General features: G+C 71.8%; 17 protein-coding genes. 10 read left to right on the top strand and 7 right to left on the bottom strand.

The annotated features are described in order from the left end of the window. Nucleotides 1-222: 222 nt before the first annotated feature. A complete protein-coding gene (locus AB0J86_RS06185) occupies nt 223-1560 on the top strand; it encodes an AAA domain-containing protein (RefSeq protein WP_363853319.1) in 1338 nt (445 codons plus the stop codon). Between the two features lie 601 nt (nt 1561-2161). Here the strand turns inward: AB0J86_RS06185 and AB0J86_RS06180 are convergent. Further along, nucleotides 2162-2407, bottom strand: coding sequence for a winged helix-turn-helix domain-containing protein (locus tag AB0J86_RS06180; RefSeq protein ID WP_363853316.1), 246 nt, complete (start codon nt 2405-2407; stop codon nt 2162-2164). Between the two features lie 400 nt (nt 2408-2807). On the opposite strand from AB0J86_RS06180, the gene AB0J86_RS06175 reads away from it, so the two are divergent. From AB0J86_RS06175 to AB0J86_RS06165, 3 genes are read left to right on the top strand one after another with little or no spacing between them, the layout of a single operon-like run. Further along, the gene (locus AB0J86_RS06175) at nt 2808-3077 is read left to right on the top strand and encodes a DivIVA domain-containing protein (RefSeq protein WP_363853314.1); all 270 of its coding nucleotides are present in this window, start codon (nt 2808-2810) and stop codon (nt 3075-3077) included. Beyond that, nucleotides 3074-3337, top strand: a complete 264-nt coding sequence (locus AB0J86_RS06170; RefSeq protein ID WP_363853311.1) for a hypothetical protein — start codon at nt 3074-3076, stop codon at nt 3335-3337. The genes AB0J86_RS06175 and AB0J86_RS06170 overlap by 4 nt, the downstream gene beginning before the upstream one ends. Before the next feature lie 43 nt (nt 3338-3380). Then, a complete protein-coding gene (locus tag AB0J86_RS06165; RefSeq protein ID WP_363853308.1) occupies nt 3381-3758 on the top strand; it encodes a nuclear transport factor 2 family protein in 378 nt (125 codons plus the stop codon). An 18-nt stretch (nt 3759-3776) separates the two neighbouring features. Here AB0J86_RS06165 and AB0J86_RS06160 read toward each other — a convergent pair whose 3' ends face one another. The 4 genes from AB0J86_RS06160 to AB0J86_RS06145 form a co-directional block, all read right to left on the bottom strand. Further along, complete coding sequence (locus AB0J86_RS06160; RefSeq protein WP_363853305.1) at nt 3777-4769, bottom strand: LacI family DNA-binding transcriptional regulator; 993 nt, start codon at nt 4767-4769, stop codon at nt 3777-3779. Between the two features lie 99 nt (nt 4770-4868). Continuing rightward, on the bottom strand, nt 4869-6335 hold the full coding sequence (locus AB0J86_RS06155; RefSeq protein WP_363853302.1) for a sialidase family protein: 1467 nt from the start codon (nt 6333-6335) through the stop codon (nt 4869-4871). 44 nt (nt 6336-6379) lie between these two features. Further along, nucleotides 6380-7069: a GNAT family N-acetyltransferase gene (locus AB0J86_RS06150; RefSeq protein ID WP_363853299.1), complete on the bottom strand. Its 690-nt coding sequence runs from the start codon at nt 7067-7069 to the stop codon at nt 6380-6382. Between the two features lie 59 nt (nt 7070-7128). Further along, nucleotides 7129-8661, bottom strand: coding sequence for a methionine--tRNA ligase (locus AB0J86_RS06145; RefSeq protein ID WP_363853297.1), 1533 nt, complete (start codon nt 8659-8661; stop codon nt 7129-7131). A 323-nt stretch (nt 8662-8984) separates the two neighbouring features. On the opposite strand from AB0J86_RS06145, the gene AB0J86_RS06140 reads away from it, so the two are divergent. Both AB0J86_RS06140 and AB0J86_RS06135 read left to right on the top strand, forming a co-directional pair. Beyond that, nucleotides 8985-9389 carry a hypothetical protein gene (locus AB0J86_RS06140; protein ID WP_363853294.1) on the top strand — a complete coding sequence of 135 codons (405 nt, stop codon included), beginning with the start codon at nt 8985-8987 and terminating at the stop codon, nt 9387-9389. 362 nt (nt 9390-9751) lie between these two features. After that, nucleotides 9752-11020 carry a hypothetical protein gene (locus AB0J86_RS06135; RefSeq protein WP_363853291.1) on the top strand — a complete coding sequence of 423 codons (1269 nt, stop codon included), beginning with the start codon at nt 9752-9754 and terminating at the stop codon, nt 11018-11020. Between the two features lie 39 nt (nt 11021-11059). On the opposite strand, the gene AB0J86_RS06130 is transcribed toward AB0J86_RS06135, so the two are convergent. Further along, nucleotides 11060-12532 (bottom strand): glycerophosphodiester phosphodiesterase family protein, encoded by a 1473-nt coding sequence (locus AB0J86_RS06130; protein ID WP_363853288.1) that lies wholly within the window; start codon nt 12530-12532, stop codon nt 11060-11062. A 311-nt stretch (nt 12533-12843) separates the two neighbouring features. Here AB0J86_RS06130 and AB0J86_RS06125 point away from each other — a divergent pair, with 311 nt between their 5' ends. The 4 genes from AB0J86_RS06125 (at nt 12844) to AB0J86_RS06110 (ending at nt 17798) form a co-directional block, all read left to right on the top strand. After that, nucleotides 12844-14073 carry a hypothetical protein gene (locus AB0J86_RS06125; protein WP_363853285.1) on the top strand — a complete coding sequence of 410 codons (1230 nt, stop codon included), beginning with the start codon at nt 12844-12846 and terminating at the stop codon, nt 14071-14073. A 165-nt stretch (nt 14074-14238) separates the two neighbouring features. Continuing rightward, complete coding sequence (locus AB0J86_RS06120; RefSeq protein WP_363853283.1) at nt 14239-15033, top strand: maleylpyruvate isomerase family mycothiol-dependent enzyme; 795 nt, start codon at nt 14239-14241, stop codon at nt 15031-15033. Nucleotides 15034-15938: 905 nt separating this feature from the next. Next, a complete protein-coding gene (locus AB0J86_RS06115; RefSeq protein WP_363853280.1) occupies nt 15939-17198 on the top strand; it encodes a phospholipase D-like domain-containing protein in 1260 nt (419 codons plus the stop codon). 135 nt (nt 17199-17333) lie between these two features. Further along, entirely contained in the window at nt 17334-17798 is a 465-nt protein-coding gene (locus AB0J86_RS06110) for a PPOX class F420-dependent oxidoreductase (RefSeq protein ID WP_363853277.1), read from the top strand. Nucleotides 17799-17823: 25 nt separating this feature from the next. On the opposite strand, the gene AB0J86_RS06105 is transcribed toward AB0J86_RS06110, so the two are convergent. Continuing rightward, nucleotides 17824-19056, bottom strand: coding sequence for a serine hydrolase domain-containing protein (locus tag AB0J86_RS06105; RefSeq protein ID WP_363853274.1), 1233 nt, complete (start codon nt 19054-19056; stop codon nt 17824-17826). Between the last annotated feature and the right edge of the window lie 28 nt (nt 19057-19084).

The raw sequence follows: 19084 nt of genomic DNA, 5'->3' as shown, positions 1-19084 counted from the left end.
AGCCGTCGTGGCGGTCATCGGGCGTCAGATCCGCAACAGACGGCGGCGCGGGCGCGGCCGGCCGCCGGGTGATCGACCCAACCGCGCCGGACCGGGCGTAGCGCCCGATCGCCGGAGCGGGCAGGCTGTTGACCCGATCAGACGAAGCAGCGGGGGTCACCGTGACGGTTGGCGAAGAGTAGCGTCTCCGAAACCGTCGGTGGGAGGAGGTAGGACGGTCACGTGGTTACGGACTTGGCACTGCCGCCGGGCGTCGAGGCGGAGAGGGTGGTCTCGGCGGTCCTGGCCGACCTGCGATCGGGCCGGCATCGCGGCGTCGTGGTCGACTCGCCGCCGGGCGCGGGGAAGTCCACCCTCGTGGTACGCGCCGCGATCGAGCTGGCCGCCGCCGGCGAGCCGCTCATCATCATCGCCCAGACCAACGAGCAGGTCGACGACCTGATCGACCGGCTGGCGCAGAAGGCCCCCGAGCTGCGGATCGGCCGGCTCTCGGCGGGCGACTACGTCCCCACCGAGCGGGTCAGACAGCACGACTCAGTCCGGGTCGGCGCGAAGGTCGCGGATCTCGGCGGGCCGGCCGTCATCATCGGTACGGCCGCCAAGTGGGCAATGATCCCCGAGGGCTCGTGGCCGTGGGCGATCGTGGACGAGGCGTACCAGATGCGCTCGGACGCCCTGCTGCGCGTGGCCGGACGGTTCGAGCGGGCCCTGTTCGTGGGCGATCCCGGCCAGCTCGACCCGTTCTCCACCGTCGAGTCGTTCCGCTGGACCGGCCTGACCTGGGACCCGATGCAGTCGGCCGTGGCGGTGCTGCTGCGGCACAACCCCGACCTGCCGGTACACCGGCTGCCGGTGTCGTGGCGGCTGCCCGCCTCGGCGGCGCCCGTGGTGGCGCGGGCCTTCTATCCGTTCACGGGGTTCCGCGCCGGCACCACCGAGGCGGACCGGGCGTTGGCGTTCACGCGGCCCGGACCGGGGGACCGGTTCGACGCGACGGTGGAGCTGGCGGCGCACACGGGCTGGGCGCTCTACCAGCTGCCGGCCCGGCACACCCTGCGTACCGACGGCGAGGCCGCCGCGGCCTGCGCGGAGCTGGCCCGGCGCATCCTGGCGCGCGGCACGGTCGCGGTCTCGGAGCGGTCGCCCGGCGGCGAGCCGGTCGACGCGACCCGGATCGCCATCGGGGCGGCGCACCGCGACCAGGTCGCGGTCATCCGCTCCCTGCTAGGCGAGGCGGCGGCCGGCATCACGGTCGACACCGCCAACCGCCTCCAGGGCCGGGAGTACGACGTCACCATCGTGCTGCACCCGCTCTCCGGCCGGCGCGACGCGACCGCGTTCCACCTGGAGTCCGGGCGGCTCTGCGTGCTCACCTCCCGGCACCGGCACGCCTGCGTCGTGGTGGCCCGCGACGGCATCGCCGAACTGCTCGACGCCCACCCGTCGACCGAGCCGGTCCACCTCAACGTCCCCGTCAAGTTCCCGGACGGCTGGGAGGCCAACCAGTCGATGATTTCCTTCCTGGCCGAGCCGATAGTCCAGGCCATGCCAATTACCTGACTTGGCGCAGGTCAAGCTTTGGGCTGCAACTTAAGAGGTCTCGAAACCTCTACCCTCGGGCCTTTCTGAGGAGTCGTGAAGTTCCTGCTCAGAGTCACGGCTATCTTGCGAATATGTGTTTTATTAGCTCGATTGATAGCAAGGTGCTCGGTGGTAGGGCTCCAAGTGATTATCGCTCCGACGTTGCGGCTGACCCTGATGTCCTGGCTCGTGCTCTCTGTCCTGCGCGTGAGTTGTATGATGACCATTACGCGCGGTTTATTGAGGCCCGAGCGATCCTCCTGGCCGAAGAGGCGCGGAAGCGTATGACTCAGTGAAGAACCTGGTTGTGGCGTTATTTCGATTGTATTTGGTTAAAATTCGTGCTGCTTGGCTCATTCTGTCTGTTGCATGTTTAGTCCGTGCGCTTTCCTGAAGCCGTCCCGCTGAGAGGGCTATCGAACAAGCTGCCGTGAAGGTGAAATTGAGTGTAAAATTTGCGAGTTGGGTGTGTGGCAATAGCTTCATGGTCGGTGCGTGCGCGCCCGGCTCGATTTGACTGACTCGCACTCTCGCAGCGGTCGATCCGGCCGACGGGATCGCAGACGGCGTCGCGCGGAGGCTACTGCTTGTCCACGTCGTCGGCTACGAAGACGCCCAAGCCCTGGTGGCCGTACAGCTCGCCGGTCTCGATCAGGATGGTGATGGCCTGCCGTACCGTCGACTGACTGCCGACCTCGTACATGTCTGCCAGCGCCTTCGTTGACGGCAGCTTGTGGCCCGGCGGCCACTCGCCTGAGGCGATGCGCTGCCTGATGTCGGCGATGATCCGCCGATAGTGCGGCTCGAAGCGGCGTGGTGCGGGCATGTGGATGACTCCCAGCTAGGCCCACACATCTGATCACGAAACGCCTCCCTACTTCAAGAGCAACGTTGACTTTACCGGTATTGTCGGTAAGGTAGCTCGCGCAAGGGATCCCAGCTAGGCACTGGACGGTTCCTGCGGCCGGGACAGCGGCCCTATGACCTGCGGTTGAGGCGGCCGACAGGTTGGTGGTCCTGTCCCGGTACCCAATGACCTGCATGAGAGAGGAGCCGCCTCCGGTGGCTGGCTGAGAGTTGCCAGAGCCGGATTCGCCGGACACCCCAGGCTCCGTGCACTGGCCCCGGGCGGTTGCGGGAGCACGGCCACCGCGTTTCCCCGGTGGTGCCGCCGACCCCGCCCGCCCCGGTGCCGCGCTACCCGTCACTCACGAGGAGAGGCAGCGGTGAACCATCCCAGCGTCGAGAGCTTCACCCCGGGCGGCATCCGCGCCATCACCTTCGGCGTACGCCGGCGCGGCCTCGACCCGGACGAGGTGTACGCGTACCTCGGCGCGCTAGCGGACGAGTTGGAACGCCTGCACCGGGAGCTGATCACCGCTCGGACGCAGAGCGAGCGGATGCGTCAGGGGCTGCGCCAGTGGCAGGCCCGGCACGTCGGCTGCCGCTTCGACGACCCGTACTGGCCGAAGCACGAGGATCGGAGAGCGCGATGAGAGACGATCGCTGGATCATTCATCTGCCCACCATCATCACCTCGAAGGCGCAGGTTTTCGAGTTGGCCGCCGCGTTGGAGCGGTCGCTGGCCCACGTGACCGACATCGACTTCGGTGAGACGACCCTCTCCGAGGAACACCGGCAAAACCTGCGGCACCGGCTCCACTGCGGTCTGTGGGTCGACGGCGACCGGAGCCGCCGCTGTCGGTTGCCCGAGGGACACCCGGGCGGCTGCGACGAGCAATCGCCGAGCGCATAGGCGGCCGGCGAGTTCGTCGGTGGGCGCCGTCAGGATGTGCGGCATGGAAGAGGTCGAGATCATTCACGCGCTGTGGGATCGGATGCAGGCTCGCGACTGGGACGGGCTCGGCCGGCTGCTCGCCGCCGATCTCGTGGTGGAGTGGCCGGTCAGCGCCGAGCGGATCGTCGGTCGGGACAACTACGTGGCTGTCAACGCGGAGTACCCCGAGGGGTGGTCGATCAAGGTGCTGCGGATCGTCGCCGACGGCGAGACCGTCGTCTCCGAGGTGGAGGTGCCGCACGAGACGATGGGCATCCACCGCGCGGTCTCGTTCTGGACGGTCCGGGACGGGCAGGTCGCGGACGGTCGGGAGTACTGGACCCGGCCCGGGGCGGATCCGTCGCCGCGGTGGCGGGCCGCGTACGTGCGACCGCTGTAACCGGCGGGGGCGGCCCGGTCAGCCGACCGAACTCTTCCGGACGACCAGCGGCGTGGGGAAGGCGGCGTGCCACGACAGGTCCTGCCGGCGCTGGAGCAGCTGCCGGGTGGCCGTCGCCGCGACCTCCTCGACCGGGTGGTGCACCGAGGTCAGCGGCGGGTTCGCGGAGACCGCGAGGATGCCGTTGTCGAAGCCGACGAGGGCCACGTCGTCCGGTACCCGGCGGCCCGCCTCCGTCAGGGCCTGCAAGGCGCCGAGGGCGCTCTGGTCGCAGGCGGCGACGATCGCGTCGATCTCCGGTTCGGCTCCGATCAGCCGCCGGGTCGACGCCAGCGCGGTCTCCCGGGTGAAGTCGCCGGCCGCCGAGTACGTCGGCAGTCCGAGCTCCGCCATCGCGTCGAGGTAGCCCAACCGCCGCTCGACCCCGCACGTACCGTTCTGCGGGCCGTGGATGGCGGCGATCCGGCGCCGCCCGAGCGCATAGAGGTGCTGGATCGCCGCGCGTACGCCGTTGGCGTTCTCCGGCTCCGCGTACGGGACGCGGGGTGCGGAGCGCCCCATCGACACGATCCGGTCGCGGTGGCGGGCCAGCTCGGCGGCCAGGTCCGGGGCCACGTTCACCAGCACCGATCCCACCGCCCGGGTACGCGGGGTTTCGGTCACCGCCGCGACGACCCGCGCCTCGTCGGCGACGACCACCCGCATCTGGACGTCGGTCCCGGCGAGCGCGTCGAGCACCCCCGTCATGATCCGCCCGTAGTGCGGGTTGGCGCCGAACGTCCGGTGGTCGCGTTCGATGACGACCAGCTCGACCAGGTCGGCGGCGTGGCCCCTGGCCAGCGCCCGAGCCATCGCGTTGGGCCGGTAGCCCAGCTCCGCGATGAGCCGCCGGACCCGGTCCCGTACCTCGGGGGCGACCCCCGGTTCGTCGTTGAGCACCCGTGACACGGCCGACCGGGAGACCCCGGCTGCCCTGGCCACGTCCATCAGGGTGGGAGCCTCGGTCGTCATGTCCGCGACTCTAACGCCGCCCCCTGACGAGCGACAGCAGGATTCGACCTGCCCAGGCGGGGTTCGGTCGGTCCGAACCCCGCCCGGGACGCGGAACGGTCAGCCGGAGAACGTCGCGCTGTGGATGTCCACCGGGTTGGCCGCGTCCGTGGTGGCCGCGCCGTACACGGCCACGAAGTTCCCACCGGTCGAAACCAGGCCGCTGTAGTCCCCGACCAGGCGGCCGGCGCTCGTCGCGGGAACCCTCCGCGCGTCGAACGGGCCCTCGATGTGCTGCTCGCGCCAGGCTCCGGGCTGCGTGCAGTCCTTCGCGCAGGTGACGGCCCACAGGTCGGTGGGCAGGGTGACCGGGTCGGGCGTGTTGTTGCGGAAGTCGTAGTAGGTGACCGCCACCGTGCCCGTCTGCGACACGGCGACCACCGGCACGGCGGCCGAGCCGCTGGGCGTACGGTCCACGCGCGCCGGACCGGACCAGTTCCGGCCGCCGTCCGTCGAGCGCGAGTAGGCCACGTGGAAGGTGCCGTCGGCGGCCTGGCTCTGCCAGACGGCGTGCACCACCTGGGTGCCCGGCTGGGCGGCCAGCAGCGGCAGGGAGGCGTTGCGCACCGGATCACCCGAGTTGTCGGGGTCCGGGATGGTGACGCCCACCGCGAACGGGGCCGGCACGTTCAACGTCGGCGCCGACCAGGTGCGACCGCCGTCGGTCGAGCGGATGACCTGGGTGGCCGCCTCGGTGTCCGTCTCGTGGTGCATGCCGATCAGCAGCGTCCCGTCCGCGAGCGGCACCAGCTGCGTACCGATGACGCCGCTGTTCCTCGGTACGTCGTACACCTTGCTCGTGGTCCAGGTGCGGCCGTCGTCGGTCGACTTCGCCAGGTAGATCGGCTGTACCCAGTTCTCCTCCGTGTCGGTCGACTGGTTGTCGACGCGGTCCCAGACCGCGTAGACCACGCCGGGACGGTACGGGTCCGCGGTCACCGTCGGGCGGTCGTTGAAGAACCGCGGGTTGTCGTCCCGTTGCAGGGTCACCGGGGCGTCCCAGTGCCGGCCGCCGTCGGCGGAGCGCGCCACCAGGATGGCGGTCACCTCGCCGGTGCGGGAGAGCGAGAACGACGCGGCCACCGCCGCGCCCGACGGGGTGACCGTGACCCAGTGGTCGGTCGTGACGTCGTAGTCTCCGCCGTTGGCGGCCGTGCCACCGTTGCACCGGGAGAAGGCGGGTAGGTTCGCGGACCGCTGCCAGGTCCGTCCGTAGTCGTCCGAGACCGCGGTGACGGCGCCGTTGCTGCCGTACCGGTTCCAGCGGTCCTGCTGGAACACCGTGACGAGGTGCCACGGACGGTTCGGGTCCCGAGCCAGCACGGGTAGGACCTCGGCGTTGGGGTTGAGCGTGTAGCCGTCGCCCGGCGGTAGACCGCAGCCCGCGGGCAGCGGGCTGAGGCCCGAGACGGTCCGTACGGTGGCGGACCCGGCGGGTGCGGCGCCCGCCGCGGCGGCGGGCTGCGCGGCGGCGCAGGCCAACAGGATGGCCGCCGCGGGCAGCGACAATCTGGAGTGTCGGATCACAGAGCATTCCCCCGTCTATGTCGACAATACGTCCACAAGGGACATTAGCGGGTCGTCGGGCGGCGGAGTGCGCTCGGGGTGGCGGGGAGGCGTACGTGCAGGTGGCCGTCGCGGGGGAAGGGCGGCCGGGCGGGCAGGGTGCGCTCGTAGTCGTACCCGGCCTTCTCGGCGACCCGGCAGGAGGCGAGATTGTCGACCTGGTGCAGCAGTTCGAGTCGCGCCAGCCCGAGGGTCTCGAACGCCCAGCGGGTGAGCGCGTCGAGGGCGCGCGGGGCGACGCCGCGCCCTCGGGCCGCCGCGGCCGTCCAGTAGCCGACCTCGGCGGAGTCGCCGTGCGGCGCGGGGCGCTTGAGCACCACGTTGCCGACCAACTCGGCACCGCCGTCGACAACCGGGCGGCCGTCGACAGCCGGGCGGCCGTCGACAGCCGGGCGGCCGTCGACAGCCGGGCGGCCGTCGACAGCCGGGCGGCCGTCGGCAGCCGGGCCGCCGTCGGGTGCCGGCCCGTCCGTCAGTACGGCGAAGCTGAGGCCGGTACCGGTCTCCCAGCCCTGGTGCCGCACCTCCAGCCAGCGGGCCGCGTCCTCCGGCCCGGTCACCGGCATCCGGGTCCACCGCCGCAGCACCGGATCGTGGTACGCCTCGATCAGCGCCCCGGCGTCCCCGTCGCGCCACGGACGCAGCAGCAGCGCGGGGGTGGGCGGCGCGGCGGGCACCCGCAGCAGCACGGTCATCGGCATCCCCTCGGAGATCGTCCGGCGCCTCGGTCGCCGTCATTCGATCATGGCGCTGGTCACCCCCGGCCGTCCGTCCCCGTCACGATCTTCGGGAAGAGCGGTCGCGGCGCGGGCAGCCGCCCGGCCGAGGGCGCGCACTGGGCGGCGATCCGGTCCCCTGCGTCGGGCAGGAAGGGGCCGATCTGCTCGGCGAGCGTCCGGCAGGCGCGGACGAGAACGTCGAGCGTGCCGTCGAGCCGCACCGTGGCGTGGGGATCGCCGTCGCGTTCGGCCCTGAAGAGCTGCCAGGGTCGGACCAGCTCCACGTACCGGTTCGCCTCCTCCACGATGCTCCAGACGGCGGCGGTGGCGGCCCGGAAGTCGAAGTTGTCCAGCGCCGCCGCGACCAGCCCCGGGGCCCGCTCGCAGGCGGTCGCCAGCCGGTACGCGTCGGCGTCCGGCCGCCCGGTGCCGGTCGGCGGTCGGCCGTCGCGGTAGCGGTGCACCAGGTTGACGACCCGATTGACGAGGTTGCCCAGGCGGTCGGCGAGATCGCCGTTCGTGCGGGCGACGAGCCTGTCGACGGTGAAGTCCGCGTCGCCGACGCGGGGCACCTCCCGCAGCAGCCACCAGCGCACCGGATCGGTGCCGAACCGGGCGACGAGTTCGACGGGGTCGACGGCGGTACCGGCGGATTTGCTGATCTTCTTGCCGTCGACCGTGAGGTAGTCGTGCACGAGCAGGTCGGTGGGGAGCGGCTCGCCGGCCGACAGCAGTATCGCCGGCCAGTACACGGCGTGGAAGCGCAGCACGCCCTTGCCGAGCAGGTGGATCCGCCGCGGGCTGTCGACCCACCAGTGCCGGTAGTCGGGGCCCCGGTCGGCGTAGTCGAGGGCGGTGAGGTAGTTGCCCAGGGCGTCCCACCAGACGTAGATGACCTGGTCGGGGTCCTCCGGTACGGGGATGCCCCAGCCCCGCGCGCGGGTGTGCGAGCGGGAGACGCTGAAGTCGCTCAGCCCGGCCGCGATGAAGCCGAGCACCTCGTTGCGGCGTGCCTCCGGTTCGATCCGCAGCCGCCCGCTGCCGACGAGGTCGAGCAGCTGGTCCTGGTACCGGGACAGGCGGAAGAACCAGTTCTCCTCGACGACGAGCTGCGGTGGGGTGCCGTGTTCGGGGCAGCGACCGGCGGGCAGTTCGGCCTCGGCGTAGAACTGCTCGCACCCGACGCAGTACAGCCCCTGGTAGTGCCTGCGGTAGAGGTCACCGGCGGCCGCGCAGGCGCGCCAGAGCCGTTCCACCCCCGGGCGGTGGCGGGGATCCCGGCTGGTGCGGATGAAGTCGTCGAAGGAGAGCGCCAGCGGTTGGCGCAGCGCCTCGAACGCGGCGGCGTTGCGGTCGACGAGTTCCCGCGTCGGCAGGCCCTCGGCCTCGGCGGCCAGCACGTTCTTCAGCGAGTTGTCGTCCGTACCGCTGAGGAGACGTACCTCGTCGCCGCGCTGGCGCCGGTGTCTGGCGAGCGCGTCGGCCTGCACGAGTTCCAGGGCGAACCCGAGGTGGGGGCGGGCGTTGACGTACGGGATGGTCGTGGTCAGGTAGCACCGGCGGGTCATCGGAACCGTCCTCGAAGAATCGGGGCTCCGACCCGTACCCGAATCGAGGCCCGTGTCCAGGGCCTCGGAACGTTCATGCGTCCAGCGTCAGTGGCCCCGGTGGCGGGGCATCATCGGCTGGGACGCGAACGGAAGCACGCGGACACGGTAGCAGCGGCGTGCGGCCGGGCCCACCGAGTTTCCCCCGGCGTCGGCAGCGCACGTCCGGCGTCGGCGGCGCGCGTCCGGGCGAGACCCGGTCTCGGAATTTTGTCATTGACAAGATGGCTGCCGGGCGGCATCTTTACGGTGACAAGTTCGCAGCGACCGAACGGACCACCCCGATGACCACGGAAACCCGGATCACCGCCGCCATCCTTCTGATCACCGTCTCGACCATCGCGTTCGGCGGACTGTCGCTGCTGATGCAGCTCGTCCGCCGCATCCCGGGCTATTTGGACAACCCCGTACGCCGCGGCCTCTGGACCGCCGGTCACGCGCACGCCGGCGTACTGGTGCTCTTCGCGCTCGTCGCGCTGCTCTACCTGGACCGGACCGACTACCCCGGCCCGGTGCTGATGCTGATCCGCGTGCTGATGGCCACCGCGCCGATCCTGATGCCGCTCGGCTTCTTCCTCTCGGTGGTGCGTCCCTCGGACACCCGGCCGAACAGGCTGATCCTGCTGGTACCGGCCGGCGGCGTCGCGCTCACCGCCGGCACGCTGCTCCTCGGCGTCGGCCTGCTCTGACCGCCGGCCAGACGGCGAGCGTCGACCCGGCGGGCGGGCGGCGAGCGTGGACCCGCCGGCCGGACGGCGAGCGTCGACCCGGCTGGTGGGCGTCGACCCGGCGGCCGGACGGCCGACGCCGACCCGCCGGACGGTCGACATCCGATGGGCGGAACTGTCAGTTTTCGGTCACTATCCGAAGTAATCGGCGAGGTCGCGGGTGCGTGCCAGGGTTTTCCCCGGCGCTCGTGACGATTACCGTCACCCGGTGGGCAACGGGCGTCACGACGAGGTTGACGCCCGTCACTGCTGGTCAGGTGTGGCTGACCGGCTCCACGACGTCGAGACCGAGCACGCCGTGCGTTCGGGTGGGGGATCAACACATGGTGACTGGTAGGCCGGCCGCGTCCGGTTCCGGCTGGCGGCAGCGCTGGGCGGTCCGGGAGAACGAGATCCGCAGGCAGGCCAACGAGGCCGCCCTGGAGGCGTGGCGGCGCCAGGACGCCGAGCTGCGGCGGCTGCGCTCCACCGCGACCAGCTTCCAGGGCACCATCGACCCGGGCCTGGCGCCGTGGCTGGACCTGCGCCGCGACGAGGTCGTCTTCTGGGCCGCCCCGGAGGTGCGCGTCGTCGGCGTCCGCAACGCGGGCGAGCTGCCCGCTCCCGACCTGACCCGGTTCCCGTACCTGTTCGAGTCCGCCGCGCCCGGCCAACTGCCGCCGGGCGCCAGCCAGGTAGACACCGGCACGATCGCCGTCACCAGCGAGCGCATCGCGTTCCGCGGCGAGCGGGGTCGGCGCGACTGGACGTACGACGACCTGACCGGCCTGCTGCACGAGACGAGCGCCCCGCTGACCCTGCTGCGGCTCGGCAACCGCGCGGCCGTCTCCGGGGTGCTGCTGCCCGAGGACCGGGCGGCGGAGTTCCGCTTCCAGCTGACCCTGGCGCTCGCCAACGCCACCGGCGCGCGCCCCGCCTTCGTCGCCCTCCTCGACGGGCTGATCGCCGCGCACCAGGGGCTGGCCCCGGCCGCGCCGGTGCTCGTCTCGGGCCAGCAGGCGCCGCTGAGCGCCGCGCTCAACAACCGTACGTTCGCCTGGGCGGCGGGGCTGGTGGCCGTGGTGGTGCTCGGTGGGGGGTTCGCCTTCGCGAGCACCGGCTCGGCCGAGGAGCACCCGATCTTCGCGGGGGGTGGCCGTACCGAGGTGGTGCTGCCGGCCCCGGTCGGAAGCGAGCTGACCAGTCCGTCCGGTGGACCGACGCCCGAGCCGAGCGGTACGCCGTCGGCCGCCACGCCCACGCCGTCGTCGACGCGTACCGTCGCCCCGACGACCGGCGCCCCGCGCACGCCCACGGGACGCCCGGTCCCGCCGCCGGCCGCGCCGACGCGGACGACCGCGGCGCCGACCACCCCGAGCCGCCCCGACCTCTGCGGCGCACCGGAGAACCCGTACGGCTACCACTACTGCGCCACCGGCTCGCGGATCACCGACCCGGCCCGGGACACGTGCCGCTACTTCCCCTGCGTGGACAACTTCAACCGAGGCAACGGCTATCTGGTCCAGTGCAAGGACGGCAAGGTCAGCCGGAGCGGCGGTAGCCCCTACTCCTGCTACTACCACGGCGGGGAGCGGCGCACGGTACGCAAATGACCGCGCGCCGCCCCGACGGTCAGCCCTGCGACCGGGCGGTCAGCCCTGGAGCAGGGCGGCGTTCCAGCCGGCCAGCTCGGCCGGACGGTTGGTGATGATCGCGTCAGCGCCGGCCCGCTCCAACTGCTGCCACTGGCCGGCCGAGTCCATCGTCCACGCCATCACCGCGACGCCCGCCCGGTGCAGGTCGGCGATGACGGACGGGCGGGCGAGCAGCGCGTTGCCGTCCGGGTTGTACGCGGTCAGGCCGAGCTGCCGGGAGATCGCCAACGGGTCGGCGTCGAGGGTGCTGCGTAGCAGCCCCAGCGGCAGCTCCGGCGCCAGCTCGCGGGTGAACTGCAACGCGTCGACCTCGAAGCTCTGTACGAAGACCCGGTCGGTCATCTGCTGCTCCCGGATCACCTGAATGATCTTGGCGACCTCGTCCCGGGTGTGCTTGCCCTTGATCTCCAGCAGCAGGTTGCCGCCCCGCGTCCGCAGGTCGGCCAGCTGCTCGGCGAGGGTGGGGATCCGCGCGCCGGCGTACTGCGGGGCGAACCAGGAGCCGGCGTCCAGCGCCTTGAGCTGGGTCGAGGTGAGGCTCCGGATGGCGCCCGTACCGTTGGTGGTCCGGTCCACGGTGGCGTCGTGCAGGATGAACGGGACGCCGTCCTTGCTGGGCTGCACGTCGTTCTCGATGAAGTCCGCGCCGCCCCGGCGGGCGATCTCCTCCGACACGAGGGTGTTCTCGGGCGCGGCCGACGAGGCGCCCCGGTGCGCCATGACCAGGAACGGGCTGCCGGGCGTGCGGATGTAGGCGTTGCCGGCCAGCTCGGTCACCCGTACGTCGTCGAACGAGACGGTCGCGCCGTTGACCAGCAGGGCCAGCCCGCCGGTGGCGGAGCGCTGGAGGCTGCTGGTGCGCAGCAGCTCCTGCCCGTCGAAGATCCACCGGGCCTGGGCGCCGTGCACCTCGATCGCGACCCGGATGTCCCGGCCGGTGTTGGCCGCGTACGGGGCGGAGCCGGTGTTGGTCACGTTCCAGGCGTTGGCGGTGGTGCGCTGGGCGAACTCCAGCCCGTTGCTGGCGGTGGTGCCGCTGCGCATGGTGGCGATCCACCACGGCACCGAGCCGTCGGCCCCGATGTCCAGGCCGAGCGCGGTCCAGCGGGTCGCCGCCTGGGCCGACTCGAACCGTACGGTCGCCTCGAAGCGGAAGTCGGTCAGGTGCGGGCCGAAGGTGATCTTGTTGTTCGCGCTCGAACTGGTCGAGGTGCCGATCAACCGCCCGTTCTGGACCCTCCACTCGCCATCGACAGCCCGCCATCCGGCGGGTAGCGTCCCGGCGGAGAAGTCCTCCGACACGACGACGTCGTCCGGTTCGGCGGCGGCCGGGGCCGGGACCGAGGCGGTGACGGCCAGGGCGGTGGCGCCGCTGACAACAGATGCGGCGAGCGCGACGGCGATCCGGCCGCGGAGGCCCGGCGTGCCGGCGGCGCGCGCGGATCCTGATCGTGCAGACGAGACAGTCATGAGTAGACACTAGGTGACGAATCGAAAGTGATGATCGACCAGACGCGGCGGGCGGTCGAACGTCAGGCGTCGGAACGGCCGGCGCGGCCCGGGCCGGTGCCGGTGCCACTGGCCGGTTTCCGCGGGCGGGAAGCCGATCGGGGGAGCGCGCGCCGGGTTCGGTAGGGCAGGGTGTCCGGGGTGAGCCGTCGGTGGTCTCCGGTCCCCCGGTCCGGCCCGGGCGAACCGGCCAAGGATGATCATCGCAACACGACCGACCGGGCGGCGTACCGAAGCGGTCCCGGGGCGTGCCGCTTCGCGTGGGAGAGGGTATGGCAGGGGAAGGTCCGGCCGGTTCCGGCTGGCGTGAGCGGTGGGCCGAGCAGGAGAACGCGGCCCGCCGGCGTCCGTACGCCGAGCGCCTGGAGATCTGGCGGCGGCGCGACGCCGACCTGCGGCGGATGTGGGCCGCCGCGGCGGCGTTCGACGGGACCACCGATCCGGCCGTCGCGCCGTGGCTCAACCTCCGGCCCGGTGAGGTCATCACCGCCGAGCTTCCCGGGGTACGCCTGGTCGAGGCCCCCCGCAGCCCCGGCGAGCTGCCCCCACCCGACCTGACCCGGTTCCCGTTCCTGCTCGAAACCACGAACCCGGTCATCCTGCCGCCCGGCGTCGAGCCGGTCGCGAACGGTACCGCCGTCGTCACCAGCCAGCGCGTGGTCTTCCGCGGCGGCGACCGGGACGAGCGCGAGTGGGCCTACGAGCGGCTGGTCGGCGTGCACCACGACCCCTCCGCGCCGTTCAGCCTGCTCGGGGTCGCCGACCGCGGGTCGGTCTCCGGGCTGCTGCTCACCGAGGAGCAGGCCGGCGTCTTCCGCTTCGAGCTGACCCTGGCCGTGGCGAACGCGAGCGGGCAGCGCGCGGCGTTCGTGGCGCTGCTGGAGGGGCTGGTCGCCGCGCACCAGGGGCTCGAACCGGTCGCGCCGGAGTTCGTCTCGGCGCAGGACGCGCCGCTCACCGCCCTGCTGCCCCGGGGCCGGGTCGCGCTGGTGCTCGGCGCGGTCGTGGTGCTGCTCGTCGGGGCGGGCGCGGTGGCCGTGGCCGGGGTGACGGGGGGCGCGCCGGAGGCCGGTAGCGACGCCGCCTCGCCCGGACTGTCGCGGATCGACGTCGTACCGCTGCCCGAGCCGTCCGGATCGTCCGCGCCGCCGGTCACGCCGAGCCGGTCGGCGAGCCCGACGACGCTCGCGCCGAGCAGCCCCACGCCCAGGCCGAGCGGCTCCAGGTCCGCGAGCCCCACGCCGCGCCGGAGCGCCTCCGCCTCCGCCAAACCCGCCGACCTCTGCGGGGCGCCGCCGAACCCGTACGGCTACAACCACTGCCACGGCTCGATGGTCCAGAACCCGCCGGCGGACGTCTGCACCTACTTCGGCTGCGTGAGCAACTTCTTCGAGGGGCGGGGCTACATGGTCCGCTGCGGGGACGGCCAGTACAGCCTGACCGGCGGCCGGGCCGGTTCGTGCGCCGGGCACGGCAATCCCGACCGCCCGGTCTACCGTTGACCGGTAACGGGTGCCGGCGGGCCCGAACGCGGCCGTGACGGGCGCGTTCCGCCACCTCCGGCACCTCCGCCGGCACCGGTCCGGCACCGTCCCGGCACCGGGCACCCGACAACCCGACAGCCGGCACAGCCACGAAGCGGCGACAGCCACGAACACAGGAGAGTCATGACCACTCCCGCCGATGAGATCATCGCCGCGCTCCGCTCGGGGCACGAGGAACTCGCCGCGCTCGTCCGGGACCTCGGCCCCGACGACCTGGTACGCCCCTCGGGCGCGAGCGAGTGGCAGGTCTCCCAGGTGCTGAGCCACCTCGGCAGCGGTGCCGAGATCAACCTGGCCACGCTCACGGCCGCCCGCAGCGGTGCCCCGGCGCCCGAGGGCGACTTCAACCGCGGCGTCTGGGCCCGCTGGGACGCGATGCCGCCGGCCGAGCACGCCAGCGGCTTCCTCGCCGCCAACCAGCGGCTCGTCGAGGCGTACGAGGCGCTCGACGCGACCGCCCGGGAGGAGTTGCGGATCAACCTCGGCTTCCTGCCCGCGCCCGTCGACGTCGCCGCCGCCGCGCGGATGCGGCTCAGCGAGTTCGCCCTGCACCAGTGGGACGTCGAGGTCGCCTTCAATCCGTTCGCGACGGTGACGCCCGTGGCGGTACCGCTGTTGCTCGTACAGATCGCCCACATGTTCGCCTGGGTCGCCAAGCCGGCGGCGCTCGGCGGGCGCGAGGCCACCCTGACCCTGCGGCTGACCGATCCCGAGGGGACGTACGCGCTGCGGCTGGGCGACAAGATCGAGCTGACCGAGGGGGCGCCCGAGCGGGCCGACGGCGAGCTGATCCTGCCCGGCGAGGCGTGGCTGCGGCTGGCCACCGGCCGCCTCGGGCCGGAGCACACCCCCGGGACGGTCCGGGTGACCGGACCGATCACTCTGGACGACCTGCGCCGCCTCTTCCCCGGCTTCTGACGGCCCGCCGACGTGTCCGTTGGGGGCCTGTTGTCGCGCTGCGTCAGGGGACGGGGATCTTCCTAACTTCCTAGGCTGACCGCGCCAGTGTGACCAGCGCTACCCGTCGCGGCGCCCCCGGACGAGAACCCGTCCGGCCGAACGAACGTGGTTCTGGGTAGGGACGGGGCGCGTGGCGCGGCCGTTGGGGGACCGGCCGCCGGGGGGAACGCACCCCGTCCCTGAGGGGGTGGTCCGCCCGCGGTCCATCCGGACCCGTCCGCTCCCGGCCGGTCGCGGCACCGCCCGGTCGGGAGCGGCGAGTCGGGGATGACGGGCGGGCCCGGAACGGACGTCGAACGCGAATAGCGACCGGCCGGTCGGGACGCGCGGGCGCGATTTCGACGAGCGCGTCGATCGACCCATCGCGACTATTCCGGAACGGTACGTTACGTCGCCCGCACCATTTCGCACGCCGTGCCAAATACCGGTTTGCAATCACAAGATCGACCGAGGTTGCATCACGCCGCCGGTGCTATACCGTGACCCGGTGAGAGTCGAACGACACTGGTGGAACGGCGATCGGGGAGTGCGAGCCCGTCGGGACGTGTACGTCCGAACCGACGGCGAACTCTGGGAAGTAGAAGCGCGTGTGGGCGGCGACGGTGGCCGGTCGAAGGTGCAGCAGTGCCCCGGCGAGGCCTCGGCCCTCATCCTCGCCGACGCGTGGCTCGGTGGCCGTCCCGAATGGCGAGAGGTCGTACGTTAACCCCCCTGCCATCGCCGTGCCGGCAATGGGCCGGCGGTGGTACGTACCCTAGGTGATCGCCCCGCCTCGGCGCGGACCTGGACCCGGTGTCCGTACCGGTGTGGGGCGATCCGGGCGACGGGCAGCGAAAGATCGACATCCCTGCTACCTTCCGCCGATGCGGAAAGTGATCTCAACTGTGGCGCTGAGTGCCTGCCTGGCGGCGGCCACCGCCACGCTCGGCGGCTCCCCGGCGCTCGCGGCCCCGACCACCGGAGCGGTCTTCAACAATCCCCTCGGTACGACGGAGCAGAAGCAGGCGACCCAGAATCGGATCGTCCAGCTGATCGGCGATGCGCCGGCCGGGTCGCGGATCCGGATGGCGATGTACTACGCGGACGACCCCACGATCCCGAACGCGCTGCTGGCGGCGAAGAACCGGGGCGTCGACGTGCAGGTCGTCTTCAACAACGGCGATCCGAAGACCGCGACGTACGCGCCGCTGGTCAGCGGGCTCGGTACGAACCTGAGCGCCGGATCGTGGATCCTCTTCTGCCCGGCCAACCGTGGGTGTATCGGCAATCGGACGATCAACGACGTCACGTCGATCAACCACAACAAGTTCTTCCTCTTCTCCAGCACCGGAGGCGCGGCCAACGTGGTGGTCCAGTCGACCGCCAACCTGCACGACGGCCGGGACGGGCTGCGCGGCTGGAACGCCGCCCTGGTGCTGGTCGGCAACACGGCCATCTACAACGCCTACAGCGGCTACTTCGACGATCTGAAGGCGCAGAAGGTCAACAACAACTACTACGACACCGGCCGGCCGGCGGTGACCTCGGGCAACGCGAAGATCCACTTTTACCCGCGCCAGGAGAGCAACGGGCAGCCGTACGGCGATCCGGCCGAGGACACCATCGAGACCGTGCTCGACAACGTGAAGTGCTTCGGCAACTCGCGCGTCGGCACCCAGGACGGCACGTACCGCACCATCATCCGGGTCAACACCACCAGCTTCAGCCGTGGCTACCTCGCCGCGAAGCTGTGGGAGCTGGACAACGCGGGCTGCTACGTCCAGGTGGTCGAGAACTACAACCCGGGCTCCGGTGCCGAGACGACCGCCATCAAGAACCTGCTCCGCGCCACCAGCAGCCCGTACGGTGGCCCGATCGTCAGGTACTACTGCGGCGATGACAGCACGTGGACCCACCAGAAGGTCCTCCAGGTGGAGGGGAACTACTACGGCGGCGCGGACCGGACCATCACCTGGGTCGGCAGCCACAACCTGAGCTACAACTCGCTGCGCCAATCCGACGAGACGCTTCTGCAGCTGGAGGACACCGCGGTGTTCAACGCCTTCCGGAGCAACTTCAGCACCGTGCGGGACGCGCCCGGCATCCGTTCCGCCGCGAACGGCGGTACCCCGAGCTGCGGGTAGCCGCGCCCGTCGAGGCCCCTCGGGCTCGGGACGCGGCGCGCGCCGGGCCGGGGCGTAGGGTCGTGCTGAGGAGATCCACACAGACCGAACGCCCCGGCCCGCCCGTACCGGTGGGGCGGAACCAGGAGACAAGACATGCCGCGCACCATCGCGACCAACACCCGCGTCGACCGCGCCGGGCTGCTCGACTTCCTCGCCCAGCGCCACCGGGCCGTCCTGTTGACCACCCGCCCCGACGGGCGGCCGCAGTCGTCCCCGGTGACCTGCGGCGTCGACCCGGCCGGCCGGATCGTGGTCTCGACGTACCCGGAACGGGCCAAGGTCACCAACATCCGGCGCGACCCCAGGGTCTCGGCCTGCGTCCTGTCGGACGAGTGGAACGGGCCGTGGGTGCAGGTCGACGGTACGGCCGAGGTGCTCGACCTGCCGGAGGCGCTGGAGCCGCTCGTCGAGTACTTCCGCGGCATCTCCGGGGAGCACCCGGACTGGGACGAGTACCGGCAGGCCATGGTCCGCCAGGGCAAGTGCCTGATCCGGCTCAGCATCGAGAGCTGGGGCCCGATCGCCACGGGCGGGTTCCCGGCGCGGCTCGCCGACTGATCCCCGCCCCGGCCAAGTCCACGGCCTAGTCCACGATCGCGGAGTAGACGAGCTGGCGCAGCTGGGAGCGGAGCGGGTACGTGCTCGACGGCGCGAGCTGGGTGAAGAAGAGCGCGGTGATCTCCTCGACCGGGTCGACCCAGAAGCTGGTGCTGGCCAGCCCGCCCCAGTAGTACTCGCCGACGCTGCTCGGCACCCGGCCCGGTACCGGGTCCAGCACCACCGCGAACCCGAGTCCGAAGCCGATCCCGTCGAAGATGCTCTCCGCGAACCCGCCCACCGAGAGCTGCCCGAGGTCCCTGCCCCCGGGCAGGTGGTTACGGGTCATGAAGCGCACCGTGCGGGGGCCGAGCAGGCGTACCCCGTCCAGCTCGCCGCCGCGCAGCAGCATCTGCGTGAAGCGGTGGTAGTCGGCGGCCGTGGAGATCAGGCCGCCCCCGCCGGCGTGCAGGTCCGGCTTCTGCCGGGCCGGCGCGCCGAGCGCGTCGAGCCGTACGGCCTGCCCGGTCTTCGGGTGCGGCGCGTAGAGGGCGGCCAGTCGCGGCGCGTCCGCGTCCTCCACCCACCAGCGGGTGTCGGTCATGCCGAGCGGGTCGAGGATGCGCTCGCTGAAGAACGTGTCCAGCGGCTGCCCGGAGATCACTTCGATCAGGCGGCCGAGCACGTCGGTGGCGACGCTGTAGCCCCAGGCGGTCCCGGGCTGGAAGAGCAGCGGCAGCCGGGCGATCCGGGCGCTGGCGCCCGCGAGGTCCAGCCCCGCGGCCGGGTACACGTCGAAGCCGGCGGACCGGTAGATGGCGTCGACCACGTGCGTCTGCATGAACCCGTACGTCAGACCGGCGGTGTGGGTGAGCAGGTGCCAGACCCGGATCGGCTCGACCGCCGGCACCGTGTACGGCTTCAGCGCCGACCCCCGGTCGTAGACGCGTACGTCGGCGAACTCGGGCAGCCAGCGGCTGATCTCGTCGGTCAGCTCGAACCGGCCCTCCTCCCAGAGCATCATGGCGGCGACCGAGGTGAGCGGCTTAGTCATCGAGTAGATCCGCCACAGGGTGTCCGACCCCACCGGCGTACCCGCCTCGCGGTCCCGCAGCCCGTACGTCGAGGCGTGCGCCACCTCGCCCCGGCGGGTGACCACGACCTGCCAGCCGGCGAGCTGGCCGTCGTCGACGTAGCGGGCGAAGTGCGAGTCGATCCGGGCGAGGCGGGTCGGGTCGAAACCGACCTGGTCTGGGTCAACACTGCGTTGCAAGGTCACCCGTCGAAACCTACCCCCAGGTCACGAC

Source organism: Micromonospora sp. NPDC049559 (assembly GCF_040676675.1).
Lineage (GTDB): Bacteria > Actinomycetota > Actinomycetes > Mycobacteriales > Micromonosporaceae > JBFAPK01.
This window is presented reverse-complemented; position numbering and strand designations above follow the sequence as displayed.